The following is a 25,367-nucleotide window of genomic DNA, read 5'->3' as shown; positions in this document are numbered from 1 at the left end:
GCCCACCGGACGGACGCCGGGTCCCGCGCGGGTACCGGGCGCCGCAGGCGGAACCGCGTCCACGGGGTGGTCGGGCCGGACCCGGTGCGGGCGCGGGCGGGCCGCGCGGCTTCCCGGCGGCCGGGGCGGTTCGGCGCCGGGCCTGTGAGGCGGACGGCGCTGACGGAGACGGCCACGCTAGCCGCCCCAAGGCCACGGGGCGCTTCTCCGGATCCACGGGACCGCGTGGAAAGGAGTGCTTCGCCGGGGCCACGGGACCGCGCCGAAAAGCAGGTGCGCGATCCCTCGACGCCTGGCTACCATGGCGCGCATGCACCTCCAGATCTACGGCTAGCGACAGGCGTCACCGCCGCCGCGGCGCACCCGCCCCGCCACGGGGCCCGGTGCCCTCCGCCCTACCCGTGAACACCCCCGTCTGGAGAAACACCTTGAACCGCCGCGCCCACATCGCCATGGTCGGCACCCCCACCGTGAGCCACGTCCTGCCCAGCCTGGAGGTCATCCGCGAGCTGGTGGACCGGGGCCACCGGGTCACCTACGCCAACGACCCCCTGCTGGCCGACACCATCACCGGCGTCGGGGCCGAACTCGTCCCCTACTCCACCATCCTGCCCACCGGCGACGGCACCTGGCCGGACGACCCGGTCAAGGGCATGGACATCTTCCTGGACGAGGCGATCAACCAGCTGCCCGCCCTGCGCGCCGCCTACGACGGAGACCGTCCCGACCTGTTCCTGTACGACATCTCGGGGTTCGCCGCCCGGGTCCTCTCCGTCAACTGGGACATCCCCTCCGTGCAGCTCTCGCCCACCTACGTGGCCTGGGCCGACTACGAGGACACCGTCCTGAAGTGGCTGCGCGCCCAGCCCGGGGCCGAGGAGCACTACGCCAAGCTCGACGCCTGGCTCGCCGACAACGGCGTCACCGGTCTCGACCACTCCTCCTTCGCCGGGGTGCCGGAGCGGGCGCTGGCGCTGATCCCACGCGAGATGCAGCCCTTCGCCGACACCGTGGCCGAGACGGTGACCTTCGTGGGGCCGTGCCTGGGTGACCGGGCCGACCAGGGCGAATGGACCCGTCCGGCGGACGCCGACAACGTCCTGCTGGTCTCCCTGGGGTCGGCGTTCACCAACCAGCCGGGGTTCTACCGCGCCTGCCTGGAGGCCTTCGGGGACCTGCCCGGCTGGCACGTGGTGCTCCAGATCGGCAAGTACGTGGACCCCGCCGAGCTGGGGGAGGTGCCGGGCAACGTCGAGGTGCACACGTGGGTGCCGCAGCTGGCCGTCCTGCGCCAGGCCGACGCCTTCGTCACCCACGCCGGTATGGGCGGCTCCAGCGAGGGCCTCTACACGGGGGTGCCGATGATCGCCGTCCCGCAGGCCGTCGACCAGTTCGACAACGCCGACCGACTGGTGGAACTCGGCGTCGCCCGGAGGATCGACACCGGGGAGGCCAGCGCGGAGCGGCTGCGCTCGGCCCTGCTGGAGCTGACCGCCGACCCCGGGGTCGCCCGCCGCCTCGCCGAGGTCAGCGCCCGGCTCCAGGCCAGCGGTACCTCCTACGCGGCCGACCTGGTCGAGGCGGAACTGCCCGCCTGAGCCGGGTCCGGCCGACGCCCAGCCCCGGAGGGCGCCCGGCCGGGACACCCCGGCCGGGACACCCCGGCCGGGCGCCCCGCCGATCCGCCGGAAGCGGATCGGCGTACCCGGGCCGCGCCGGCGCGGACGCCGAGGCCGTGGCCGGTCCCCTCGCCGGGGACCGGCACCCCCGTACCGCGGCGACGCGTCGCGACCACCGGGCCGGGCGGGGCCGACACGGCGGGCCCCGCCCGGCCCCGTCCCCGAACGGAGCACCATGGACCACCTCGTCGTCGTCACCGGAGGCCCGGGATCGGGCAAGACCACCCTGATCGACCACCTGGCCTCGCTCGGTTACGCGCGCACCCCGGAGGCGGGGCGCGCCGTCATCCGCGACCAGCGCGAGATCGGCGGCCGGGGCCTGGCCTGGCGCGACGACGCCCTGTTCGCCGAACTCATGCTCTCGTGGGAGATGCGCTCGCACCGCGAGGCCTCGTCCCTGCCCGGCCCCGTCTTCTGCGACCGCGGCGTCCCCGACCTGGTGGGCTACCTCCGCCTGCGCGGCCTTCCGGTCCCCGGACACGTCACCGAGGCGGCCCGCCGGTTCCGCTACCACCGCCGGGTCTTCGTGGCCCCGCCCTGGCCGGAGATCTTCACCGGAGACGCCGAGCGCCACCAGTCCCCGGAGGAGGCCGAGCGCACCCACCGGGCGATGACCGAGGCCTACCCGGCGTGCGGCTACGAATTGGTGGAGCTGCCGCGCGTGCCGGTCGCCGAACGGGCCCGCTTCGTCCTGGAGGCCCTGGGCGGGACCTGACCGCCGAAACCGCGACGGGAGAGCCCGAAGCGACGGGAGTGACGGGAGTGATAAAACGAAGCCTCTGTCATACGATGCGCCTTCTGGACCGTGAACGGGGCACCAGTGGCCGTTCATGGCCGTAAACCGGGCTTTCTCTTGTAGTTCGCGAAAGCGGGGGCCAGACTCTTGTCTAGGTAAAGGACCATTGACCGTCCACGCCCCAGACGGCTGCGGGGAGCGTGCGTGGACGCCGGGGAGGAAGGCGGCAGGTGGCCAGGGCGTCCGGGGCGAGCATGCCGCCCATGAGCTGGGAGGGCATCGACCACGCGCTCAACCGTGTGCGCGGTGAGGCCGACAGGATCTCCCTCAACCTCGCTGACCTGGACGGCCACGTCAGCCACCGCATGCTCCAGGGGGCCGACCTCGTCGGGCGCACCCGGCGGCGCTGGGAGCACGCCAGCGGGCGCATCCGCAGCCTGTGGACGGTCTACGATGCCTTCCGCCGCGTCGTCGACAGGGCGGGTCGGATCCGGGACCGCGCGGAGGGCCCCGAGGACCAGGCCGCCCTGACCTCCCTGCTCAACGGCGGCTCCGTACCCCTGCCCGCCGGCGAGGTCCCGCTGCACGAGCGCGGGCTGCTCCACACCGGACGGGAGTCGGTCACCCTCGCCGCCGCCGTCGCCCGCATGTCCGCCGACTACGAGGAGGCCACCGAGGTCATCTCGGCCGCCGAGACGGCCTGGGACGCCCTCCACCCGCGCCTGGGCGAACTCGACGCCATGTGGCACGAGATCGGCACCCTCTCCGACATGGTGGAGCTCGCCGAGGACGAGTACGAGTCACTGCGCGTGGACCTGGCCGCGGTCGGCGCCACCGTCCGCCGCGACCCCCTCGCGCTCGTCGAGGACGGCCGTGTGGACACGTCCTCCCTCGAACGGCTGCGCCTGCGGCTGGAACGCGTGCGCGGCGAGCTCCGCGACGCCCTGCGCATGCGCGACTCCTACGGCGAGAGCGTCGAGCGGCTCGGCTTCGCCATCGACGACGTCGGCAAGGCCGTGGAGCGCGCCCGCGCGCTGCGCGAACAGGTGGTCGCCAAGGTCTCCTCGCCCGCCGCGGTCGACGTGCCCGACCCCGTCCCCGCGCTGCGGGCGCACATCGACGCCATGGACGACCTGCGCGGCCGGGGCCGGTGGCGCGAACTCGGCGCCCGCCTGGGCGAGGTCCAGCGCGCCGTCCGCGAGGCGGCCGACGACGCCCGGGAACGCGAGGCCAACCTCACCGGCCTCCTGGAGCGCCGAGCCGAACTGCGCGGACGCCTGGACGCCTACCGCTCCCGCTCGGTCCGGATCGGCGTCGCCGAGGACCCGCGGCTGACCCGTCTCCACAGCACGGCGCACTGGGAGCTGTGGACCGCGCCCTGCGACCTGCGCGCGGCCACGGTCGCCCTCTCCGCGTACCAGCGCGCGCTCCAGGAACTCGGCGGAACCGATTCCGCTGTGAACAGAACCACACCGGGCCCGGACGCGTCAGAGGGCGAGAGCGATGGTGGTGTGAACAGATGACGAAGTGCACGGTCCCCGGCTGCCCCGGCCGGGTCGAGGACGGTTTCTGCGGCGTGTGCGGCATGGCCCCCGCGGACGTACGGCCTCCGGACGGCCCCGCTCCCCGGCAGCGGCCCGCGCCGCCGACCTCCGGCCCGCAGCCCTCCCTCGGCGCGAACTCCTCCGCCAACCCCCTCAGCGGCGACCCCGTCCACTCCCACCCCCTCTCCGGCAACGTCAGGCTCTCGGGGCGCTCCGGTCCCGGCAGTGTCTCCGCGACCTCGGGCGCCAGCGTCAGCGGCGCCGGACGCGGCAGCCGCCGCTCCTCCCGCGGCATGCTCGGCATGGGCATGGTCCAGGTGCCCCTCGTCCCCTACCGGGACCCCTCCGAAGCCGTCATGGACAACCCCGTCGTCGCGGAGAAGAACCGCTTCTGCGGCAACTGCGGGGAGCGGGTCGGCCGCACCCAGGGCGACCAGCCCGGGCGCACCGAGGGCTTCTGCCGCAAGTGCGGGACCCAGTTCTCCTTCACGCCCAAGCTCTCCCCCGGGGACCTGGTCGGCGGCCAGTACGAGGTGCTCGGCTGTCTGGCCCACGGCGGCCTCGGCTGGATCTACCTGGCCCGGGACCGCAACGTCAACGACCGCTGGGTGGTCCTCAAGGGCCTGCTCAACGCCGGTGACGCCGAGGCGCACAAGGCGGCCGCCGCCGAGCGCGCGTTCCTCTCCGAGGTCGAGCACCCCAACATCGTCAAGATCATCAACTTCTCCCAGCACCCCGACCCGCGCACCGGCATCCCCGGCGGCCACATCGTCATGGAGTACGTGGGCGGCAAGTCCCTGCGCGAGCTGCTCATCGAGCGCCGGGAGGACGACCCCGACGCCGTCCTGCCCCCGGACCAGGTCATCGCCTACGGCCTGGAGGTCCTGCGGGCGCTGGGCTACCTGCACTCCAGGGGCCTGCTCTACTGCGACTTCAAACCCGACAACGTCATCCAGAGCGAGGAGCAGATCAAGCTGATCGACCTGGGCGGCGTGCGGCGCATGGACGACACCGTCAGCCCCGTCTACACCACGCCCGGGTACCGGGTGCCCGAGGAGGAGCTGCGCGGCCCCGGCCCCACGGTCAGCGCCGACCTGTACTCGGTCGGCCGCGCCCTGGCCGTGCTCAGCTTCCGCTTCAGCTTCATGCGCGACCACCCGCACAGCATCCCGCCGAGGGAGACCGTGCCGCTGCTCCAGCGCCACCCGTCCTTCGACCGGCTGCTGCGCCGCGCCACGCACAGCGAACCCGAACTGCGCTTCCACGACGCCGAGGACATGGCCGACCAGCTCACCGGCGTCCTGCGCGAGGTGCTCTCCGACCTGGAGGGAACGCCGCACCCCGCCCCCTCGACCCTGTTCGGCGCGGAGAACCCCGCCGCCCGACCCGACCCCGGCGCCCACAACGCCGACCGCATGCTCCTCGCGCCCCCGCCCACCGACGCGGCGGCGCTGCTGCCCGCGCCCCTCATCGACCAGTCCGACCCGGCCGCCCAGCACCTGCGCGGTTTCCAGACCCTGCCGCCCGAGGAACTCGTCCCCGCGCTGCGCGCCATGCCCTCGCCCACCCCCGAGACCCTGCTGATGCTGGTCCGCGCGCTCGTCACCGTCGGACGCCAGGGCGAGGCCATGGACGTCCTCCAGCGGTTCAGCGAAGTGGTCCCGGGCGACTGGCGCACCATGTGGTACCTGGCCGTCGCCGAGCTGAGCACCGGCCGGTTCCGCGACGCCCGCGACCACTTCGACGAGCTGTACGACCACCTGCCCGGGGAACTCGCGCCCAAGCTCGCACTGGCCCTGGCCTGCGAACGGACCGGCGAGCACGAGACCGCCGCCCGCCTGTTCCGGGCGGTCTGGAACACCGACCGCTCCTTCGTCAGCGCCGCGTTCGGCCTGGCCCGCATCCGCCTGGTCCAGGGGGACCGTGCCGCTGCCACCGCCGTCCTGGACACGGTCCCGGAGCTGTCGCGGCTGCACGTCCACGCCCAGACCGCGCTGATCGCCGTGCTCGCGGCGCACCACCAGGGCACCGGGGCCGCCGACTTCGTGCAGGCCGGACGGCGCCTGGAGCGGATCGGCCTGGACGGCGAGTCCGCCGACCGCCTGGCGGTACGGGTCCTGGAGTCGGCCCTGGGCTGGCTCGGCGCGGGTGCGGGGGCGCCGGCGGGGGAGGAGCTCCTCGGCGCCCCGTTCACCGAGAACGGTGTGCGGGCCAACCTGGAGCGCCGCTACCGCGCGCTTGCCCAGCGCGCCGTCGCGCCGTCGGAACGCTATGAGCTCGTCGACAGGGCCAACTCCCTACGCCCCGTGACGCTGCTGTGAGGAACGAGGGAACGGCGATGACCAAGGTGCGGACCTGCCCCGCCTGCTCGGACAGGGTGTCCACGGAGGACGCCTTCTGCGAGGGGTGCGGACGCCCCCTCCCCGAGGGCGCGGAGAACGCGGGGCACCCCGACAGCATGCCCACCGCCCCGCAGGCGAGCCTGGCCGGTGCGGTACCGCCCGGCGGGTGGTCCCGGGACGGGGCCGACGGCGGCGCGCGGAACGGGGGAGCCCCGGGTCCGTCCGGTGCCGTGTCGCCCGGCGCCGACGCGCGTCCCGGCCTGGTGCCCGACGACGGCGCACCCACGGCTCCGCAGGTGAGCCTGCGGTCCCTCGACACGGGCGGGCGGGACGCGCCCGCGCCGCAGGCGCTGCCCGACTCCGCCCCGCACGCGGCCGACTCCATGGTCACCCAGCCGATACGCCGGGACAGCCTGCCCTCGTTCGCGTCCTCCGCGCCCCCGGCCGCCCAGCCGGAGGCCGTCCCCGACTGGCCGCCGCCCGCCACCGGGAGCAACCCGGTGCGGCCCGCCAACCCCGGCCTGTGCGCGTGGTGCCCCGGAGCGGTCAGCGACGGCTACTGCGAGCGGTGCGGCCTCCTCCAGCCCACCGGGCGCGACCACGTCGAGGTGCGCACGCGCGCCGCCGTCGGCGTCAGCGACCGCGGGCTGCGGCACAGGCGCAACGAGGACGCCATGGCGATCCGTGTGATCGACGCCGACCACCCCCGCGCACCCGGCGTGGTCTGCGCCGTGGTCTGCGACGGGGTGTCCAGCTCGCCGCGCTCGGACGAGGCCTCCCGCGTCACCGCCGAGACCGGAGTGGCCGTCCTCGCCGAGCGCGTCAGCCAGGGCGCCGACCCCCGCGAGGCCACCGGCGCGGCGATGATCCGGGCCGCCGAGGCGGTCGCCGGGATCGCCGACTCGCCCCGCTCCGCGCCCGCGTGCACCTTCGTGTCGGCGGTCTACGACCCCGCCGCGGGCACCGTCACCGTCGGCTGGGTCGGCGACAGCCGCGCCTACTGGCTCTCCGGAGGCCCCACTTCCAGCGCTTCGGCCCTGCTGACCAGGGACGACTCCTGGAGCGAGGCGATGGTGCAGATGGGGGCGCTCTCCCGCGAGGAGGCGATGCGCTCCTCCAACGCCCACGCCCTCGTCGCGTGGATGGGCGCCGACTCCGGCGAGATCGACGCCCACATCTCCACCGTGACCCCGACCGGCCCCGGCGCGGTCGTGCTGTGCAGCGACGGCCTGTGGAACTACTTCCCCGAGGCGCAGGCGCTCACCGACGCCGTCCCGGGGGCGGGGGCCAGACCCCACGAGGCCGCGCGCGCCTACGTCGACCTCGCCCTGGAGGCGGGCGGCAAGGACAACATCACCGTCGTGATCGTTCCCGTGCCCGCTGGGGGTCCCCGTGCCCGACACGACTGAGCGCGCGGCCGAACCGGGCTTCCGGATCGAGGTCGACCAGAACGTCCTCCTGCCGGTGGGCGGACGCGAGGTGCACGCGATCGTCAGCGTCACCTCCACCGGCTCCGTGGTGGTGGGGGACTCGGTGCGCGCCGCCGAGGTGATCATCGTGGACACCTCCGGCTCGATGTACGGCGCCAAGATCGACGCGGCCAAGCAGGCCGCCCGCGCCGCCGTGGGCGTCCTGCGCGAGGGCGTCCACTTCGCGGTGGTCGCCGGGCACAGCGACGCCTCCGTGCTCTTCCCCGAGGGAGGCGGGCGGATGGTGCGGGCCGACGCCGTCACCCGCGCCGAGGCCGCGGAGGCGATCGGCGGACTGCGCGCCGACGGCGGCACCCGCATGGGTTCCTGGCTCGTCCGGGCCGCCGAGCTGTTCGCGACCGTGGAGGGCGGCATCAAGCACGCCACCCTGCTCACCGACGGCCAGAACAACGAGCCCGCCGCGGTCTTCGGGCAGGCGCTCGACCGCGTCGCGGGCTCCTTCGTCTGCGACTGCCGGGGCGTGGGCACCGGCTGGAGGGTCGAGGAGCTGCGCCGGATCGACTCCGCCCTGCTCGGCGGAGGCCCCGGCATCATCGCCGACCCCGCCGACATGGTGGCCGACTTCCGGGCGATGGCGCAGGCCTCCATGGGCAAGACCGTCGCCGACGTGGTGCTGCGGCTGTGGACGCCCCAGAACGCCGTCGTCCGCCACGTCAAGCAGGTCGCCCCCACCGTCAGCGACCTCACCGGCCGCGGCGTGGAGCGCGTGCCCCAGTCGGGCGACTACCCCACGGGGTCCTGGGGCACCGAGAGCCGCGACTACCACGTGTGCGTCCAGGTGCCGCCCGGCGTCCCCGGCCGCCAGCTGCGCGCCGGATGGGTGCGCGTGGTGCTCCCCGGGACCGCCGGAGCCGAGGACCAGGTCCTGGCCTCGGGCAACATCCTCGCGGAGTGGACCGCCGACGAGGCCCGCGCCACCGAGATCAACCCCCGCGTGGCCCACTACACCGGCCAGGTCGAACTGGCCCGGGCCATCCAGGACGGGCTCGCGGCCCGTCGCGACGGCGACGACGACACCGCCACCACGCGGCTCGGCCGCGCCGTCGCACTCGCCCACGAGTCGGGCAACGAGGAGACCGCGAGGCTCCTCGGCAGGGTCGTCGACGTGGCCGACCCCGTCACCGGAACCGTCCGGCTCAAGCCCGGTGTCAGCAAGGTCGACGAGATGACCCTGGACACCAACTCGACCCGGACCGTACGGACCCGGCCGCGGCAGAGCGGGCCGGACGCCGGCGGTGCCCCCACACCCGGGTAGGAGGGACCCATGCCGAGTTGCCCTTCCGGGCACCGCTCCACGGCGACCGACTTCTGCGACGTCTGCGGGCTGCGCCTCCAGGCCTACTCCCCCGCGTCGCGGCCCCCGTCGCAGCGCCATCCGACACCGCCCACACCCCCCGTGGCCCCGTCGCGGCCCCCCGCGCCGCCGCGCCCGGTGACCCCTCCCAGGGGAGGCCCCTGCCCCGAGTGCGGCACCTACCGCGCGGGCCGGTTCTGCGAGGAGTGCGGATACGACTTCGCCTCGCGCTCCGAGGACCACCGGCGCGCCCGCGCCGACGAAGGGCGGGCGGGAGCGCGCTGGCGCGCGGTCGTCGTCGCCGACCCCGCCTACTACCAGTACATGGTCCACCAGGGCATGCTCGACCCCGACCAGATCTCCTTCCCCAAGGGCAGCGCGCAGCGCCGGGTGCCGCTCACCGGGGACAGGGTGCACATCGGACGGCGCAGCGCCACGCGCGGCTTCACACCCGAGATCGACCTGGGCGGTCCCGGCGGCGACCCGGCCATCTCCCACGTCCACGCGATCCTCGTCGCCAAACCCGGCGGCACCTGGGCCATCCTCGACCCGGGCTCGACCAACGGCACCACGGTCAACGGGACCGCCAACCCCATCGCCCCCAACGTGGAGGTTCCCCTGAATGACAGCGACCGGATCTACGTCGGCGCATGGACCGTCATCATCCTCCAGAAGGGGTGAACCCCGTTGACGCCCCCCACCCCCGACCGGGCCCCGCACGGGACCGGGACCAGGCCGCCGGAGGCCCCGCACGGCGCGCTCCCGGCGGTGCCGGGCGGCCAGCCCCCGCGGGCCCCGGCGCCCGACCGCGAGGGCGCCCGCCCGCCCCGACGCGGGCGGAGCGGGCACGGCGCCCGTGAACGGGTCTCCGGGCTCCGCCGCTGGGCCGGCACCACCCCGGCTCGGGTGTGGCTGCTGTCCTCGGTGTGCGTGCTGGCCGTCCTCGGACTGCTCGGCTCGGCGACCGCCACCCTCGGCCAGGCCCGCGACGGCCTGCGCGTGCTCGGGGACGACGCCGGTCCCCAGGCACTGGCCACCACCGACCTGTACCTGGCGCTCGCGGACATGGACGCCCGCGTGGCCGACGTGCTGCTCATGGGCACCGACCACGGCCTGGGCTCGGGCCGCGAGGACGCCCTGGAAGGGTACGAGGCGAGCCGGGCACGGGCCAACGAGGCCCTGCTCGAAGCGGCATCGCTGACCGAGGGCGACAGCGTGGAGGAGCGCAACGTCGAGGCGGTCCTGAACGGGATGGGCGCCTACGAGCAGCTCGCCAGAGAGGCGCGGCTGCTCAACGACGAGGCACAGGCCCCGCCCGGCCGGGTGGACGGGGCGGCCCTGGAGGCCTACGGCGAGGCCACGCGGCTGATGCACGCCGAACTGCTGCCCAAGGCGTTCAACCTGGGGCTGGACGCGTCGGCGAACGTGCGCGCCAACCACGAGGAGGGGCAGTCCTCCGTCGCGCTCGGCATGCTCTGGGTGGGCGCGGTCGGCACGGTCACCGTCGCCGCGCTGCTCGGCCTCCAGCTGTACCTGCGCGTGCGGTTCCGGCGCCGGTTCAGCGCGCCGCTGCTGGCCGCCACGGCGGTCGCAGTCCTGCTCACCGGCGGGGTGGTCCTCGTCCTGACCGTCAGCGGCGGGCACCAACGCGACGCCAAGGAGGAGGGGCTGGACGCGGCCATGGCGCTGTCCCGGGCCGGGGCCATCTCCACCGACATGCAGGCGGACCAGAGCCGCTACCTGCTCGACCGGGACATGGCCGACAACTACGAACTGGTGTACCTGGAGCGGGCGCAGCAGGTGCTGTACCGCCCGGCCAGCAACCTGGACGCGTACTACGGTCAGATCGAGGGCGTGGTCGCCGCCTACCCGGAGCTGCCGGGATCGGACGGCTCCGACCCCGAGGACCCGGGCACGCTCGGCTACCTGGGCCAGCGGGCCCAGGACACGCTGCTGCCGGGGCAGGAGGGCGCGCTCGCCGAGGTGCTGGAGTCCTACAACGCCCTCCAGGCGGAGGACCGGGCGCTGCGTTCGGCCGCCGAGGAGGGGGACCTGGCGGGGGCCGTCGGGGTCCGCATGGGCGTCGCGCACTCCGAGGACGGCGCCTTCCAGACCTACGAGGCCGCGCTGGCGGAGCTGACCGACCTGCACGAGGAGGCGTTCGACGCGGGCATCGGACGCGCTGACGCGGCGCTCACCCCCTGGACGTGGCTGCTGCCCGCCGCGACGGCCCTGCTGCTGGTCCTGCTCGTCCTCGGGGTCCGCCCCCGTCTGGCCGAGTACCGCTGAGTCCGGCCTCCCGCCCCGAGTCCACCCCCACCCGGATCCGCACCCCCCGAGAGACGAGGAACAGGCCGATGAGGTTTCGACACGGGCGCGCCGCCGCGGCCGCCCTGGCCGCCGCGGCGGTGATCGGGCTGCCCGCCTGCTCAGCGGTGCTGGGCGAGGAGGAGTCGCTCCTGGACGCCGACACGCTGACCGTCGGCGTCAAGACCGACCAGCCCAACCTGGGGCTGGAGGACGGCAGCGGCGGCATCACCGGCTTCGACGTGGACGTGGCGTTCTACATCGCCGACAGGCTCGGCTTCGCCGCCGAGGACGTGGAGGTGACCGGCGTCACCTCCGCCGACCGCGAGGAGAAGCTGATCAGCGGCGAGGTGGACATGGTCGTGGCCACCTACTCCATCACCCCCGCCCGCAAGACCCAGGTCACCTTCGGCGGCCCCTACTACGTCGCCAAGCAGGACGTGCTGGTGCGCGCCGAGGACACCGACGTCCGGGGGGTGCGCGACCTGGAGGACCGCAGCGTCTGCCAGGGGGAGGGCTCCTACTCCGCCGTCCGCATCAGCGAGGGCCTGGGCATCGGCATCGAGCAGAGGGAGGCGCCCAGCTACAGCGCCTGCATCGACGCCCTGCGCGCGGGGGAGGTGGACGCCGTCTCCACCGACAACCTGATCCTGGCCGGGTTCCTGGCCGAGGAGCCCGACGCCTTCCGGTTCGTCAACAACCCCTTCACCGACGAGAAGTACGGCGTCGGCCTGCCCCACGGCGACGTGCGCGCCTGTGAGGCCGTCAACAGGGCCATCAGCCAGATGTACCAGGACGGCACCGCCGAGGAGCTGCTGGAGCACTGGTTCGGCGGGATCAACCCCCAGCTCGTGGTGACGAGCGTGCCCCAGTTCGAGGGCTGCGATCCGACGTGAGGTCCGGGAACGTGGTGCGCCCGCGGGCGGGTGCGGGGGCGCGGGGGGGGGGGGGGGCGAAAGGCCGGAGCGGGGGCCCGTGGCCGGAACCGGACGGAGGAGCCCCGCTCCGCGCCGGGCCGTCGCCGGGGCGGCCCGGCGCGGGTACGGGTCCTGCACCCAGTACCGGGGCAGTGGTGGACAGGATGGGAGTTGTCCGTTGACCATCGTCGAGTTCCTCAACGCGCGTCTGGACGAGGACGAGCGCGCGTCGGAGGCCGTCCCCGCGGGAACCCGCGGCCGTGACCGTGCGCTGGCGGAGGTCGCGGCCAAACGCAAGATCGTCCGCGGGTACGCCGAGGCGCACCGGGCGGGTATGCGCGACCTCGAACCCCTCGTGGCCCCCGGCGGCGCGGGCCCCCTCCCCGAGGCCCGGCGCGGCGCCGGCGGCGACCCCTGGTCGGAGCTGTTGGCCTGGCGGCTGGCGGTCAAGTACCTCGCCGGTGTGTACCGGAACCACCCCGAGTACGACCGGTCCTGGGCGGACTGACCCGCCTGTCGCCGGCGGGGTCCCCGACACGGGCCGCCGACGCTTGACTTGTTCGAACTGGTGTTCGATAAGCTGGCGGGGTGAGTCTTCTGAACGAGCAGATCGACGTCCGTTCCACCGAGGGCGGGACCCCCGCCCAGTTCACCTGGCGCGGCCGTGCCTACCGGGTCCGCAGGGTCATCGGGGACTGGCCCGCCCGCCCGGGCACGCCCGGCGTCCCGGCCACGCAGATCCACCTGCTCCGCGTCTCGGCCGAGTCCGACACGGGGGAGCCGAGCATCATCGACATCACCCGCGACCTCGCCTCCGACCGCTGGACCATGCGCCGCCACTGGAACTGATCCGGAGCCCGCCCGGCGCCGTCGAGCGGACCCCGCCGGGCGGGCGGGAGCCGGTGCCCGGAGGGGTGGTCTAGAGGAAGACCCGGCCGCGCCGGGTGCGGTCGCGCAGGGCGGCCATGCGGCGGGTGTTGCCCGGTCGGCGGGTCAGCAGGTGGTAGAGCAGCAGCGAGCAGCCCCGGTCGGTGCGCGCGCGGTCCGCCATCTCGCCCATGTTCACCCGCGTGTACAGGTTGCCGCCCCCGGCGAGGACGCGCACCGAGTGGGCGCCCTCGGGGACGTGCGCGTAGGCGTGGTTGTCGGCCGTGTACTCCATGGCCCGCGACAGCGCGGCCCCCAGCCCCGGGACCAGTTCCCCTCCCAGCGCCGCCGTCCGCCGCCAGAAACCGGTGTGCCCGGCCGCCACGTGCCCCAGCTGGTGCGCGACCAGGAAGGCCAGCGCCTCGGGGTCGCGGACCCGGCCGCACGGGCCGAACAGGTCGTCCGACAGCACCAGGTACCGGCGCAGCCCGTGCCCGGCGGCGTCGGTCCCCCAGCGGCGCGGCCCCACCCGCACGTAGGCCTCCGGCGTCCGGGGCAGCCCCGTCTCGGCGGCCAGCGCCACCACCATCCGGTGCGCCTCGGGGAACTGCGTGGGCGAGATCTTCACCGACTCCGCCCTGCGCCGGGCGTACAGCAGCCCCCGCGCCTGCCAGTACACGGCGGGCACCACCGCCAGGGCGGCGGCCGCCCACAGCCACGACCCCGTCAGCGACCACACCGCGTGGGCCAGTCCCGCCGCCGTCAGCAGAGTGGCGCCCACGCACGCGGCCAGGAGCGGGGCCTCCCACGGGTGGGCGGAGGCCGGGACGACCTCCTCGTCGGCGCCGAGCACCCGCAGCCCCTCCCTGGAACGGGTTCTGGGGCCGCCGTCGGCGTCGGAGCAGCGGTCGGGCGCGCCGTGCGCCGGACATGCGGTGGCGCGCCCCTCCGGCGGCATCGCGTGGGACATCCTGCCTCCCCTCGGGGCGCGGTCTGCGGGACAGCGGGGGGATGACTACTTCCTGTGTCCAAATATTACTTTCCGCTGTCCTGAAAATGGGGAGTGTGCGCTACGGCGTGTCCGTGGCCGGTGGCCCCTCCACCCCGGCCCGACAGGCGCGAACGCGTCCGGGGCCGTCGCCGAGGCCCGGTTCGTACGCGGCCCGCGGTCGTCCGTTCAGACCGGGTCCCTCACCCGGAGTCACCGTCAGTGCGGCTGCTCGTACCCGCGCAGCTCCTCGGCGAGCAGGTCCAGGAAGTGGTCCACCTGCGCCGGGTCGTACCCCGGCCGCGCGCGCGTGGTGCTGAACTGGATCCGCTCCACCTCGGCGGCGGTGAGCGTGGCCCGGTCCGGCCGCCCCTGCTGGAGGACGTCCAGCGTGAACTCGGCCCGGTCCAGGAAGTCGTCGACCTCCTGCTCGTTGTAACCCGTGGTCAGCCGGGTGGTGGCGAACTGCTTCTCCCGGACGTCCCTCGGGGTCATCCCGGAACGCCGCGGCGGCCGGGGCGGGCCCTCCTGCCGCCACGGCGCGTCCGGGCCCGCGTCGGGACCGGGCCGCTGGTGCCGCGGCCGCGCGGAGGCGCCCGCCGCGCCGGGGCGGGGCGGCGACTGGTCCCGGGCGCGGCCGAGGCCGCGGCCGGCCAGGTCGGCGACCACGAGGTCGAGGAAGTCGTCGACCTCGTCCTCCCGGTAGCCCGGGCTGAGTCTCGTGGTGCGGAACCGCGAGTTGCGCACCTCGTCGGCCGTGATGAGCGCGCCCGTGCTCGGGCCGCCCTCCAGGGCGACGAGCGTCGCCTCGATCCGGTCGAGGAGCGCGTCGACGTCCTCCTCGTTGTACCCCGGGCGCAGACGCACCGTGTGGAACTTCTTTTCGCGGATGTCCGCCGGTGTCAGAGGCATGGTCCCCATTGTGCAGTTGACGAGGTTCGCAGGGCTGTCTTATCCCCGGGTCGTGTGTGATTCGGCCTCGGCCAGCAGCTCCACGAGGCGGGACAGGAGGTCCTTCACCTGGGAGCGGTCGTACCCGCGCAGGACCAGGTCCACCGGGGCGTCGGCCAGTTCCGCGGAGGTGATGGGGTCGGGCGCCGGCGCGGAGGGCCGGTCGAGGGCCCGCCCGTCCTCGTCGGTGAGGACGGGGCCGCCGGTGAGGGCGGTCAGCGTGGAGGAGGCCCGGTGGACGAGGTCGTCCACCTGGTGGCGGTCGAAGCCGCGCAGGACGATGTCGAAACCGGGGAAGGGGAGGGGGCGCGGGGCGGGGGACGTCATGGGCGCATTATGCCCGCGGGGGAGCGGCCTCCGCCACAGCGGCGGGAGTTGTGGCCGGGTGTGGACGCCCGGGGCGGGCCGTCGCGCCGTCCGCCCTCCCTCAGCCCCGCATGAGGTAGAGGGCCAGGCCCTGCGCGATGGCGTCGGCGGCCCGCTCCCGCCACGCGGGATCCTCCATGAGCGCCGCGTCCTCGGGGTTGCGCATGTTGCCCGTCTCCAGGAACACCTTGGGCACGTCGGACATGTTCAGCCCGCCCAGGTCGGTGCGCACGTCCAGGCCCTCGTCCGCGAGGTAGTCGGCGGTGGGGACGCCGCTCCCCTCCAGGTACGCGCGGTGGATGTCCTCACCGAGCAGCCGGGAGGACTCGGTGATGTCGTCGGTGAAGCCCTCGACCTCGCCCGGCATGATCACGTGGAACCCGCGACCGGTCTCGGGGCCGCCGTCGGCGTGCAGGGACACGGCCGCGTCGGCCCCCTCCTCGTTACCGATGCCCGCGCGCTCGTCGATGCACGGCCCGACCCCGCCGTTGTCCTCGCGGGTGAGGACGACCGTGGCGCCGTCGGCCTCCAGCCTCTCCTTGACCAGCACGGACAGCTGCCAGTTGAACTCGTGCTCGGCGTAGCCGCTCGCGGTCTCGGTGCCGACGGTGTCGCAGGCCTTCTCGTTCGGTCCGGCGGGGACCATCGCGTTGATCTCGTCGGGGGCGGCGGCGTTGCCGCCGTTGTGGCCGGGGTCGATGACCACGACGCTGTCGCCGAGGGGGCCCTGGCCCGGAGGCGGGCCCTCCTGCTCCCCGCCCCCGGGTGCCTCGCGGTCGTCACCGTCGGCGCCGTCCTGCGGTCCGGGGAGGGGGAGGGCGGCGGTGGGGTCGCTGCCGGGGGGCGCCCCGGGCGTCGTCGAGCAGGCGACGGCGGTGAGGAGGAGGACGGAGGCGAGTGACAGGGCGCGGGTGGCGCGGCTCCGGGGCCCTGACGGTGCGGAGACGGGCATGCCCACAACCTAGCCGCTCCGGGGGCCCGGGCGTCACCCCGGACGTGCGGCGGTGGGGCGCGGGGGGAGGCCGCGGCTGACGGGAGCGGGCCCCGCCCGGGGGTGTGCCGCCCGTCACCCGGGGCGCGGCCCCGGGCGGGTCAAAGGCATTCCTCGGGGACGCGCTTCCCTTGTAAGACGCGACATACGGTGTTCGGTTTACCGGTTCCGAGAAAAACTTCCGCAGAGAATTGTGGTGTCGCTCAGAGTGAGGGGTTCTTTCCCTGTGATCTTTTCGTGATGGGCTTCGGGAGAATTCGTCCTTTGTGGGGATGTAAGGTCTGGGTTAGGAAATCGGAAGTACTCCACGGCCCGGTTCCCGCGCCTCCTCCGTCCGGTGGTCGCGACCGCGCCCTCCTGTTTCCGCTGGCAGTGAGCTTTCTGTGTGCTCCCGCCATCCCCCATCCGATCCTGGTTCGCGCCCTGTGTTCCCACGACTTCCCCCACGGTCGGCCGGTGGCGCGCGTATCCAGAGCAGTCTGACCAGTGCGGACTGCGGCCGATCCGAAGAGGATTGACTTGAAGAACACTCGCGTTACCGCGCGTCGCATTCTCCAGGGCGGAGCGGCTTTCGCCGCTCTCGGCGCGCTCAGCATCGCCACGGCTCTCCCCGCCGCGGCCGAGACCGAGTACTACGGCTGGGCCTACGCCTCCGTCGGCAACTGGGAGGGCGTCGCCGTCAGCTACGACGGCACGACCACCAACAGCTACTCCGGTTCCATCGGCAGCTGGCTGACCTTCTCCGGCACCAGCAGCGCCACGGTCGGCGGTGACGGCGTCACCGCCACGGCCACCGTGGACACCGCCCGCGTCCAGCTCACCGTCTCCGATGTCGAGGAAATCGTCGAGGAGAACCTCGACGAGGAGTCCGAGGTCACGGAGGAGACCGAGGAGACCGAGGCCGAGGAGTCCCCGGCCCCCGAGGGCGAGGAGACCGAGCCCGGCGTCGACGACGGCCAGCCCGAGGACGGCGGTACCGGCGGCGAGGGCGGTGAGACCGGCGGTGACGAGAACACCGGTGGCGGTGAGACCGGCGGCGAGGACACAGGCGGCGGGACCGACGCCCCGGAGGCGCCGGAGACCAGCCCGGCCCCCGAAACCGACCCCGCGACCGTCTCCGAGCCCGAGACCCTGGTTCTGGACGAGGAGAGCACCGAGCTGGTCAGCGGCTCGGAAGAGATCGTCCTCGACGCCACCCTGTCCGGTGTGACCACCACGACCACCCAGAGCTGGGACGGCGAGGTCTCCCACAGCGCCGACGTCGCCGACATCTCCTACCCGGAGGTCGTCACCCTCGACAGCGGTGAGCAGATCACCGTTCTGATCGACATCCAGTCGTACGAGCACGTCGAGGAGTACAGCGACGAGGAGAACGGCGTCACCTGGAACGACGCCTACACCGGCTTCGCGGTGTCCTTCACCGTCGACGGCGCCGAGGCCCCCTTCCACTACGTGGACCTGGCCGAGAGCCTCGCCAGCGTCGGTGTCTTCGAGCAGGGCAACGGTGACAACGGCGGTGACGACGGCGACGACAAGCCCGCGCCCACCCACCCCGAGGACAAGACCGAGAAGAAGCCGCAGCCGGAGAAGCTGGAGAACGCCGAGTCCCTGGCCCAGACCGGCAGCCCGATCGCCGGTCTGATCGCGGCCGGTGCCGCGATCGCCGCCGGTGGCGGTCTGGCCGCGTACTTCGCGCGCCGCAGGAAGAACACCGCTGACTCCGCCGCGGAGACCAGCGAGGGCTAGGCACGCGCTTGGCGTCGGCTGAGCCGACCCGGCCCCGGGGACACGTTCCCCGGGGCCGTTTCCGTTGTCCGGAGCCTTCCGCCCGGCACCGCTTCCGCTGCCTCCCGGGGCGTCCGGAACTTCGCGGCGGCGGCCTCCGTTGACCGGTGGTCGGCGCCCGCGCACCGGCCGATCGGCCCACGGCGAACGGTTTCCGTTTCGTGATCCAGAGGTTAGGCTCGCCGTAGGGCGCCCGCACACACCGCCCGACACAGAGTCACCTTCCCGGGGTGGGAAGGCCCCGACACGATCCGCCCCGCACACCGCGACCGGCCGTCTCAGGTCGGCCGGGCAACCCTGTCCGCCGTTCGCGGCGGTCACGGGCCGACCCCAGGGTCGGACATCCCCCGCATACAACAGGAGTGTTGTGGTGTCTCCCGCCAAGCTGACCGCGCGCCGCCTCGTCCGCGGCGGCGTCCTGTTCGTCGCTCTCGGAGTGCTGGGCGCCGTGCCCGCGCTCCCCGCCGCCGCCGACCAGCTCGTCTGGGGCAACGCACAGGCCTGGGTGGCCGACGGCGACGTGGTCACCGGCTACTCCACCGCCACCGGATTCGGCGGCGAGACCGAGGGCAGCGCCGCGGCGGAGGACCTCTTCGGGCCGATGGCCGCCTACCTGGAGATCGACGGCGAGAGCCACACCGTGGTCGACGCCGACAGCGCGCGCGCCGCCTCCACCGTGCGGACCGCCTCCTTCCGGATGGAGGTCGCCGACCTCGCCGCCCAGGGGCTGATCGACGTGCCGCCGGAGGTGGACCTGCCCGAGCCCTCCGCGCAGCCGTCCCCCTCCCCGGAGGCCGAACCGTCCTCGGAGGGCACCCCCTTCCGGGACGAGCCCTCGCCAGACGGCACCGGCGGCGACGGCACGGACGGCGCGGGCAGCACGGGCGGCGACACGGGTGGCGGAGCGGACGACAAAACCCCCTCGGGCGGGGACCCCGCCGACGGGGGAACCGCGAACGGGGGCTCGGGGGGCGACGGGGACACCCCCGCGGACACGGGGGACCAGGACGCGGCCCAGGCGAGCGAGGAGCCCTCCGACGCCCCCCGGCACGAACCGCAGGAGGGCGCGTCCCCCAGTCCCTCCGGCTCCTCCCCGAGCGCGGCCGGGGACGTGCTCCTCCTCGACGGGGCCGCCGCCGAGACGGTGTCCACCGACGGCAACGCCGTGGAGTTCACCCTCGCCGACGTGACCGCCACGGCCACCGCCGGGTACGACGGCGTGACCGAGACGACCTTCGCGCACGGCGACCTGACCGCGTTCGGCGTCTCCGCCGGGCCGCTGGGCAAGAACGCCGACGGGACCGTGGTGGCGGAGGTCCTGGAGGTCTTCGACGAGGACGGGGACGTGGCCCTGGAGGTGCCGGTCCGCATCCGCTTCGAGGCCAACGAGACCACCTTCCGGGACCAGGACGAGGACTGGGACGGGCGGGGGAGCCGAAGCTGGATGACCGTGTGGGTGCAGGTCGGAGAGGTCGGCCAGGAGAGGGGCTTCGCGGTGGACTTCGCCGACGCGTGGGCGCTCGGGTCCACCTACGCCGCGACCACCCCGCCCTTCCCGGGCGACAAGGGCGACCCCGAGGAGGAGTCGCCGCGGCCGGAGGAGGCCGCCGGGGACGACGACCGCCTGGCGACCACGGGCAGCTCGCTCGCCGCGCTGATCACCGCCGCGGTGGTGGCGGTCGGCGGCGGCGCGGCCGCCACCTTCCTGGCCCGCGACCGCACCACCGCCATGGACGACCGGATCGAGGACTTCTAGCCGGCGCCCTCCGGGACCCGCCGCCCGGCTCCACCGCGTGCCCGGGCATCCGTGTGCCCGGCTTCGCTGGATGTCCTCACACGGCCCCGGGCGGAGGGCCCGTCCGGTGGGAACGTCCGGGCCCGCCGCCCCTCGGCGCCCGGACACGCGGAAGGCGGGCCTCCTGTGGGAAGACCCGCCCTCGACCTTTGTCAGCCGCTGTCAGCGGCCGGAGCCCGTCCGACCGTTCCCCCCGGAATCGGCGCAGACAGGGGAGATCACTCCGTACGCTGGCTGGGGATTCCGGCCAGCAGGGCGCGGACTTCGGTCTCGCGGTAGCGGCGGTGTCCGCCCAAGGTGCGGATCGAGGTCAGCTTGCCCGCCTTCGCCCAGCGTGTCACGGTCTTGGGGTCCACACGGAACATGGTGGCAACCTCGGCGGGGGTCAACAGGGGCTCCGCCTCGGGCGTGCGAGTTGACATGTGTACGGCCTCTCCTCCTGGATCTGTGTGCCGATCCTTGAGCCTTAATCCTGGCACTTGGCCCGGATGTCCAATATTCCCTCTAGGTCTATATTGGCATCACCCGAGGTGATTGTACGACCACTCCAAGCAACTTTGCACGTGGGAGGCCAAAGAAAGCCGCCCGTGGCCGCGTCACGCTAAGTGATTCTAGCGACACGTTTAGTGGCATGTGGCGTATTCGGTCAAAACTTCGTTCTCCGGCCTCGTTTTTCTCGATGCGGAGTGCCCGAAGTGCTACGGCTGCCTGACCGAAACCCGGCTCCGTGGAGCGTGGCGGCGCCTTTGGCCCTCGGTGGGCGGTTCGCGTGCGGGGGAGAAGGCGGACCGGCGGGGGAGGGGCGCCGTGTGCTTCGGCTGACGGTCGGGTCGCGCGGATTCCCCGCGTGACAAGGGTTTCCTGGTTACTGAGGGTGCGCTCTGTGATCGTTTGGCTACAGTCTACGCCGATCCCTATCGGGCGTTATGCCCAGTTTCACGACTCTTGATGTCGTGCGCGGACGACGTCCGGGCTCGCACCCTTGTCACGTGCGAAAAGATGGCGGAGGAAGAGCGAGAAACCTGGTGTACCAGGTTGGTAACCGGCGTGGCGCGCACGTGTCCGCCCTTTCGGATGACGACAGAAGGCGGTGGGTGTCCACGAAAACGTGGTGACACCGTAACCCTCAGTTGGCGTGCTCCAGTGCGCGTACCGACCTCCAGCGCCGCGTGAGCCTCTCGCGCAGCTCCACCACGCGCCGACCGTCCCCCGTCGCCAGGGCCTCGATCGCCCCGGCCACCTCCGCCACCGAGTGGTCCTCGCCGAGGTGGTCGTCGCTGAGGAGGTGCGGCAGCCCGCCGTAGTCCAGCTCCAGCAGCGAGTCGGGGTGCGCGGTCAGCGTCAGCCAGTCCGTCAGCTGCTCGGTGGCGGCCGACACCGCGTGCTCGCCGATGTGCTCGCGCAGCACCGCCGCCGTCTGCTCCAGCCGCCTCAGGGCCAGCGAGGTCCGTGTCAGGTACAGCAGGGTCCGGGTGGAGTTCGCCGACAGCACCAGGCACCGCTCCTGGGCCTCGAAGGGCACGAACCAGGGGATCGGCACGGTCCAGTTGCTCGACAGGATCCCCGGCCGCACCAGCGCGCCCGAGTCCCGCCACTCGCGGTACTCCTCCTCCGCCCGCTCCGCCTCGTCCACGGGCACGAACGCCGTGCTCACCCCCACCGGCATCGTGCTGGTGAACTCCGTGAAGGCCCGCCATGAGCGCAGCCGGGTCTGCCAGGGGCAGACGTACAGCCGCTCGTTCACCCGCCGCAGGTAGGCGTTGCGGCTCTCCTCCGCCGGCGCCACCACCGGGGGCGTGGCCACCAGGCGGCTCAGGCTCTCGGCGTGCTCCGCCGCCAGCGCGTTGATCCGCCGGGGCCGGTCGGGGGAGGCGGCGTACTCCTCCCAGTAACCGCGCTCGTACGGAGAGAAGGCGTTGATCGGCTGGTAGACGCGGAGATAGGCGGTGTAGGGCAGCACGAACGCATCGTGGCACATATCGTTGTCTGTGGCACTCACCACGGGTAGCCTGTGCGGCCGCCGTTACGTGCGCTCACCACATCCGTCACACCCGGGTGGCGTAGGCACGACGGGGGCCGACCAGGTACGGTTGTGTGTGTACGTAAGCTGGCGCCTGTCGTCAGTCGCGTTTGACGGCCGTCAGCCCGATAGTGCGGGTTTGTAAGTGATCTGGGGTTCGTCGGAACCCAATCGTTGAGGGGGTCGAGCCAATGGGGCGCGGCCGAGCCAAGGCCAAGCAGCAGAAGGTCGCCCGGAAGCTCAAGTACAGCTCCGGCGGGACCGACCTTGAGCGGCTGCGGTCGGAGCTGGGTGTCGCTGAGGACGAGGGGTCTCCCTCCGGGCCGTCGGGTCCGGATGATTCCTACGCGGATTCTCACGACGACCTGGTCGACCGCTACGCGGATCTTGCCGACAAGTACTCGGACTCGGACAAGTAGTACCCGGAGTACCCGGCAGCACCGGTATCCAGCAGGACCGGTACCCGGTAGGGCCGGTACCCGGCAGACCGAGACCTTCAGGTCGCTCGGACAACAACCGCTGACCTGTGGCGGTCACGGCTCCCGCACCCGGGAGCCGTAGCGGACAGGTGGATATAGCCGGTGCGAACCACTGCGGTGGTTCGCACCGGCTATGTTCGCGTCCGCTCCTCACGCGCCGCGGTACTCGCCGGTCAGGACGGCCCGTCCCGAACCGGCCGTCACCGTGCCCAGCCGCCAGGCCGGGACGCCGCGGTCGGACAGTACCCGCAGGGCGCGCTCGGCGTCGTCCGCCGCGACGATCGCCGCCATGCCCACACCCATGTTGAACGTGGCCTCCATGTCCTCCCGGCCCACGCTCCCCTTGTCGGCCAGGTAGCCGAACACGGGGGCGGGTGCCCAGGTGGAGCGGTCCAGCTCCGCGTCCAGGTGGTCGGGCAGTGAGCGCGCCAGGTTGGCCGCCAGCCCGCCGCCGGTGATGTGCGCGTAGGCGTGTACCTCCACTGCCGCGGTCAGCGCCACGCAGTCCTTGGCGTACACCCGGGTCGGGGTGAGCAGCACTTCGCCCAGCACCCCGTCCAGCTCGGGGACGTGCGCGAACAGGTCCAGGTCCGCCCGGTCCACGATGCTGCGGACGAGCGAGTAGCCGTTGGAGTGCGGGCCCGAGGAGCCCATCGCGATGACGGCGTCGCCCTCGCGGACCCGGTCCTGGCCCAGGATCGCGTCGCCCTCCACCACGCCGGTGCCCGCACCGGCCAGGTCGTACTCGTCCGGCTCCATGGCGCCCGGGTGCTCGGCGGTCTCACCGCCGACCAGCGCGCAGCCCGCCTGGTGGCAGCCCTCGGCGATGCCGCCGACGATCTCGGCGATGCGCTCGGGCACCACCGCGCCGCAGGCGACGTAGTCGGTCATGAACAGGGGCTCGGCGCCGCTGACCACGAGGTCGTCGACGACCATCGCCACCAGGTCGATGCCGATCGTGTCGTGCCGGTCCATCTGCTGGGCGAGCATCACCTTGGTGCCCACGCCGTCGGTGGAGGTCGCCAGGACCGGGTCCTTGTACTTGTTCGTGTCGAGCCGGAACAGGCCCGCGAAGCCGCTGGCGTCGGTCACCTGCTCGGGCCTGCGGGTGCGCGCCACGTGGCGCTTCATCAGGTCGACGGCGCGCTCGCCGGCGGCGATGTCCACCCCGGCGGCCGCGTACGCGCCCGACGTCCCCGTGCTTTCGGCTGCCACGCCAGTTCTCCTCGTGCTGTGTCGCTTGGTGGTGCGGTCCCCGCCTCCCCTCCCAGGGCACGGCGGAGCCGCCGCGCGGGCCCGTGCGGGCCCGGCGGCGGACTACTTGTCGCTGGTGGCCAGCGTCGATCCCTCGGGCGTGCCGCAGGACTTCTCCAGCAGGTACTTGCCCCGGGCGTCGTCGCGCACCTCGATCGGGTACACGCCGTCGAAACAGGCCCGGCACAGGTTGTCCTTGGGCACCTCCGACGCGGCGATGAGCTCGTCGAGGTCCACGTAGGCCAGGGAGTCGGCGTTGACCGAGGCGGCGATCTCGTCCACGGACATGTTCGCCGCGATGAGCTCGGCGCGCGTGGCGAAGTCGATGCCGTAGTAGCAGGGCCACAGCACGGGCGGGCTGGAGATGCGCACGTGCACCTCGGCAGCGCCCGCGTCGCGCAGCATCCGCACCAGGGCCCGCTGGGTGTTGCCGCGCACGATGGAGTCGTCCACGACCACCAGGCGGCGGCCCTCGATGACGTCGCGCAGCGGGTTGAGCTTGAGCCGGATGCCCAGCTGGCGCAGGGTCTGGCTGGGCTGGATGAAGGTACGCCCCACGTAGGAGTTCTTCACCAGGCCCTGGGCGAAGGGGATGCCGCTGGCCTCGGCGTAACCGACCGCGGCGGGCGTGCCGGACTCGGGCACCGGGATGACCAGGTCGGCCTCCACCGGGTGCTCCTTGGCCAGGCGGCGGCCCACCTCCACACGGGTGGAGTTGACGTTGCGGCCCGCGATGGTGGTGTCGGGGCGGGCCAGGTAGACGTACTCGAACAGGCAGCCCTTGCGGCGTGCGGGCGCGAAGCGCCGCGAACGGACCCCGCGCTCGTCGATGGTGAGGAGCTCGCCCGGTTCGATCTCGCGCACGACCTTGGCGCCCACGATGTCCAGGGCGGCGGTCTCGCTGGCGACCACCCAGCCGCCCGCGCCGGAGGTCTCGCCCAGGCGGCCCAGCACGAACGGGCGGATGCCCTGGGGATCGCGCGCCGCGTACAGGGTGTCCTCGTCCATGAACACCAGGGAGAAGGCGCCCCTGACCTGCGGGAGCAGTTCGAGGGCGGCGTCCTCCACGGAACTGCCGCTCCTGGCCCGCTCGGCCAGCAGGTTGGTGAGGACCTCGGTGTCGGTGGTGGCCCCCCGGCGCGTGTCGGGCAGCATCGCCGCCAGTTCCGGGGTGTTGATCAGGTTGCCGTTGTGGCCGAGCGCCAGACCCCCCTCGCGCGCCGTGTAGAAGGTCGGCTGTGCGTTCTCCCACACCGGCGACCCGGTGGTGGAGTAGCGGCAGTGGCCGATCGCGAGGTGGCCGCGCAGGGAGTCCAGGGTCGCCTCGTTGAAGACCTGGGAGACGAGTCCCATGTCCTTGTAGACGACGATCCGTTCCCCGTCGCTCAACGCTATGCCCGCGGACTCCTGACCGCGGTGTTGCAGAGCGTAGAGGCCGAAGTAGGTGAGCTTGCTGACTTCTTCGCCGGGCGCCCAGACCCCGAAGACACCGCAGGCGTCCTGCGGGCCGCGTTCGAGCGGATCGAGATCCATGGTGAGCCGGCCGTCGGAGTACGACACAC

The 25,367-nt window shown here is 73.4% G+C and carries 22 protein-coding genes; 14 read left to right on the top strand and 8 right to left on the bottom strand.

Annotated elements, in window-relative coordinates; all coding sequences use genetic code 11:
- Positions 1-452: 452 nt before the first annotated feature.
- From UIS43_RS15700 to UIS43_RS15650, 11 genes are all read left to right on the top strand, one after another.
- Positions 453-1,598: a macrolide family glycosyltransferase gene (locus UIS43_RS15700; RefSeq protein ID WP_197724925.1), complete on the top strand. Its 1,146-nt coding sequence runs from the start codon at positions 453-455 to the stop codon at positions 1,596-1,598.
- Positions 1,599-1,854: 256 nt separating this feature from the next.
- On the top strand, positions 1,855-2,394 hold the full coding sequence (locus UIS43_RS15695; RefSeq protein ID WP_358453725.1) for an AAA family ATPase: 540 nt from the start codon (positions 1,855-1,857) through the stop codon (positions 2,392-2,394).
- Positions 2,395-2,669: 275 nt separating this feature from the next.
- The gene (locus UIS43_RS15690) at positions 2,670-3,938 is read left to right on the top strand and encodes a hypothetical protein (protein ID WP_370013255.1); all 1,269 of its coding nucleotides are present in this window, start codon (positions 2,670-2,672) and stop codon (positions 3,936-3,938) included.
- Positions 3,935-6,280 carry a serine/threonine-protein kinase gene (locus UIS43_RS15685; protein ID WP_071622929.1) on the top strand — a complete coding sequence of 782 codons (2,346 nt, stop codon included), beginning with the start codon at positions 3,935-3,937 and terminating at the stop codon, positions 6,278-6,280. The genes UIS43_RS15690 and UIS43_RS15685 overlap by 4 nt, the downstream gene beginning before the upstream one ends.
- Before the next feature lie 17 nt (positions 6,281-6,297).
- Positions 6,298-7,710 carry a PP2C family serine/threonine-protein phosphatase gene (locus tag UIS43_RS15680; RefSeq protein WP_013155400.1) on the top strand — a complete coding sequence of 471 codons (1,413 nt, stop codon included), beginning with the start codon at positions 6,298-6,300 and terminating at the stop codon, positions 7,708-7,710.
- Complete coding sequence (locus UIS43_RS15675; protein ID WP_370010529.1) at positions 7,694-9,046, top strand: VWA domain-containing protein; 1,353 nt, start codon at positions 7,694-7,696, stop codon at positions 9,044-9,046. The genes UIS43_RS15680 and UIS43_RS15675 overlap by 17 nt, the downstream gene beginning before the upstream one ends.
- Positions 9,047-9,055: 9 nt before the next feature.
- Entirely contained in the window at positions 9,056-9,766 is a 711-nt protein-coding gene (locus tag UIS43_RS15670) for an FHA domain-containing protein (protein ID WP_013155398.1), read from the top strand.
- 6 nt (positions 9,767-9,772) lie between these two features.
- Entirely contained in the window at positions 9,773-11,374 is a 1,602-nt protein-coding gene (locus tag UIS43_RS15665; RefSeq protein ID WP_071622926.1) for a hypothetical protein, read from the top strand.
- Between the two features lie 68 nt (positions 11,375-11,442).
- Positions 11,443-12,288: a glutamate ABC transporter substrate-binding protein gene (locus UIS43_RS15660; protein ID WP_013155396.1), complete on the top strand. Its 846-nt coding sequence runs from the start codon at positions 11,443-11,445 to the stop codon at positions 12,286-12,288.
- Between the two features lie 199 nt (positions 12,289-12,487).
- Positions 12,488-12,817 carry a DUF6221 family protein gene (locus tag UIS43_RS15655; protein ID WP_013155395.1) on the top strand — a complete coding sequence of 110 codons (330 nt, stop codon included), beginning with the start codon at positions 12,488-12,490 and terminating at the stop codon, positions 12,815-12,817.
- Positions 12,818-12,897: 80 nt separating this feature from the next.
- Positions 12,898-13,158, top strand: coding sequence for a DUF6504 family protein (locus UIS43_RS15650; RefSeq protein WP_013155394.1), 261 nt, complete (start codon positions 12,898-12,900; stop codon positions 13,156-13,158).
- Positions 13,159-13,228: 70 nt separating this feature from the next.
- Here the strand turns inward: UIS43_RS15650 and UIS43_RS15645 are convergent, their stop codons facing one another.
- The 4 genes from UIS43_RS15645 to UIS43_RS15630 all read right to left on the bottom strand — a co-directional run bounded on the left by UIS43_RS15645 (position 13,229) and on the right by UIS43_RS15630 (position 16,433).
- On the bottom strand, positions 13,229-14,146 hold the full coding sequence (locus UIS43_RS15645) for a M48 family metallopeptidase (protein ID WP_013155393.1): 918 nt from the start codon (positions 14,144-14,146) through the stop codon (positions 13,229-13,231).
- Between the two features lie 237 nt (positions 14,147-14,383).
- Entirely contained in the window at positions 14,384-15,085 is a 702-nt protein-coding gene (locus UIS43_RS15640) for a DivIVA domain-containing protein (RefSeq protein WP_013155392.1), read from the bottom strand.
- A 30-nt stretch (positions 15,086-15,115) separates the two neighbouring features.
- Positions 15,116-15,442 carry a hypothetical protein gene (locus tag UIS43_RS15635; RefSeq protein WP_013155391.1) on the bottom strand — a complete coding sequence of 109 codons (327 nt, stop codon included), beginning with the start codon at positions 15,440-15,442 and terminating at the stop codon, positions 15,116-15,118.
- Between the two features lie 100 nt (positions 15,443-15,542).
- Positions 15,543-16,433 (bottom strand): N-acetylmuramoyl-L-alanine amidase, encoded by an 891-nt coding sequence (locus UIS43_RS15630; RefSeq protein WP_013155390.1) that lies wholly within the window; start codon positions 16,431-16,433, stop codon positions 15,543-15,545.
- Positions 16,434-16,991: 558 nt separating this feature from the next.
- Between UIS43_RS15630 and UIS43_RS15625 the strand changes: the two genes are divergently transcribed.
- Complete coding sequence (locus UIS43_RS15625) at positions 16,992-18,218, top strand: LPXTG cell wall anchor domain-containing protein (protein ID WP_370010524.1); 1,227 nt, start codon at positions 16,992-16,994, stop codon at positions 18,216-18,218.
- Between the two features lie 409 nt (positions 18,219-18,627).
- Complete coding sequence (locus UIS43_RS15620; protein WP_232238544.1) at positions 18,628-20,013, top strand: hypothetical protein; 1,386 nt, start codon at positions 18,628-18,630, stop codon at positions 20,011-20,013.
- A gap of 257 nt (positions 20,014-20,270) precedes the next feature.
- On the opposite strand, the gene bldC is transcribed toward UIS43_RS15620, so the two are convergent.
- Positions 20,271-20,474 (bottom strand): developmental transcriptional regulator BldC, encoded by a 204-nt coding sequence (gene bldC / locus UIS43_RS15615; protein ID WP_013155387.1) that lies wholly within the window; start codon positions 20,472-20,474, stop codon positions 20,271-20,273.
- Between the two features lie 704 nt (positions 20,475-21,178).
- On the bottom strand, positions 21,179-22,030 hold the full coding sequence (locus tag UIS43_RS15610) for a hypothetical protein (RefSeq protein WP_036552281.1): 852 nt from the start codon (positions 22,028-22,030) through the stop codon (positions 21,179-21,181).
- A gap of 233 nt (positions 22,031-22,263) precedes the next feature.
- Between UIS43_RS15610 and UIS43_RS15605 the strand changes: the two genes are divergently transcribed.
- Positions 22,264-22,491 (top strand): DUF3073 domain-containing protein, encoded by a 228-nt coding sequence (locus UIS43_RS15605; RefSeq protein WP_013155385.1) that lies wholly within the window; start codon positions 22,264-22,266, stop codon positions 22,489-22,491.
- Positions 22,492-22,701: 210 nt separating this feature from the next.
- Here the strand turns inward: UIS43_RS15605 and purM are convergent, their stop codons facing one another.
- Positions 22,702-23,766 (bottom strand): phosphoribosylformylglycinamidine cyclo-ligase, encoded by a 1,065-nt coding sequence (gene purM, locus UIS43_RS15600; protein ID WP_358169667.1) that lies wholly within the window; start codon positions 23,764-23,766, stop codon positions 22,702-22,704.
- A gap of 102 nt (positions 23,767-23,868) precedes the next feature.
- Positions 23,869-25,365 carry an amidophosphoribosyltransferase gene (purF, locus tag UIS43_RS15595; protein WP_071622923.1) on the bottom strand — a complete coding sequence of 499 codons (1,497 nt, stop codon included), beginning with the start codon at positions 25,363-25,365 and terminating at the stop codon, positions 23,869-23,871.
- Between the last annotated feature and the right edge of the window lie 2 nt (positions 25,366-25,367).

The organism is Nocardiopsis sp. LDBS0036 (assembly GCF_041228755.1).
GTDB classification, from domain to species: domain Bacteria; phylum Actinomycetota; class Actinomycetes; order Streptosporangiales; family Streptosporangiaceae; genus Nocardiopsis; species Nocardiopsis dassonvillei.
The sequence above is the reverse complement of the archived record's forward strand: the minus strand, read 5'-3'. Positions and strand labels throughout refer to the sequence as shown.

Coding starts and splice junctions, on each gene's coding strand:
- UIS43_RS15700 (WP_197724925.1), top strand. CDS start 453: ATGGTCGGCACCCCCACCGTGAGCCACGTCCTGCCCAGCCTGGAGGTC.
- UIS43_RS15695 (WP_358453725.1), top strand. CDS start 1,855: ATGGACCACCTCGTCGTCGTCACCGGAGGCCCGGGATCGGGCAAGACC.
- UIS43_RS15690 (WP_370013255.1), top strand. CDS start 2,670: ATGCCGCCCATGAGCTGGGAGGGCATCGACCACGCGCTCAACCGTGTG.
- UIS43_RS15685 (WP_071622929.1), top strand. CDS start 3,935: ATGACGAAGTGCACGGTCCCCGGCTGCCCCGGCCGGGTCGAGGACGGT.
- UIS43_RS15680 (WP_013155400.1), top strand. CDS start 6,298: ATGACCAAGGTGCGGACCTGCCCCGCCTGCTCGGACAGGGTGTCCACG.
- UIS43_RS15670 (WP_013155398.1), top strand. CDS start 9,056: ATGCCGAGTTGCCCTTCCGGGCACCGCTCCACGGCGACCGACTTCTGC.
- UIS43_RS15660 (WP_013155396.1), top strand. CDS start 11,443: ATGAGGTTTCGACACGGGCGCGCCGCCGCGGCCGCCCTGGCCGCCGCG.
- UIS43_RS15645 (WP_013155393.1), bottom strand. CDS start 14,146: ATGTCCCACGCGATGCCGCCGGAGGGGCGCGCCACCGCATGTCCGGCG.
- UIS43_RS15640 (WP_013155392.1), bottom strand. CDS start 15,085: ATGGGGACCATGCCTCTGACACCGGCGGACATCCGCGAAAAGAAGTTC.
- UIS43_RS15635 (WP_013155391.1), bottom strand. CDS start 15,442: ATGACGTCCCCCGCCCCGCGCCCCCTCCCCTTCCCCGGTTTCGACATC.
- UIS43_RS15630 (WP_013155390.1), bottom strand. CDS start 16,433: ATGCCCGTCTCCGCACCGTCAGGGCCCCGGAGCCGCGCCACCCGCGCC.
- bldC (WP_013155387.1), bottom strand. CDS start 20,474: ATGTCAACTCGCACGCCCGAGGCGGAGCCCCTGTTGACCCCCGCCGAG.
- UIS43_RS15610 (WP_036552281.1), bottom strand. CDS start 22,030: ATGTGCCACGATGCGTTCGTGCTGCCCTACACCGCCTATCTCCGCGTC.
- UIS43_RS15605 (WP_013155385.1), top strand. CDS start 22,264: ATGGGGCGCGGCCGAGCCAAGGCCAAGCAGCAGAAGGTCGCCCGGAAG.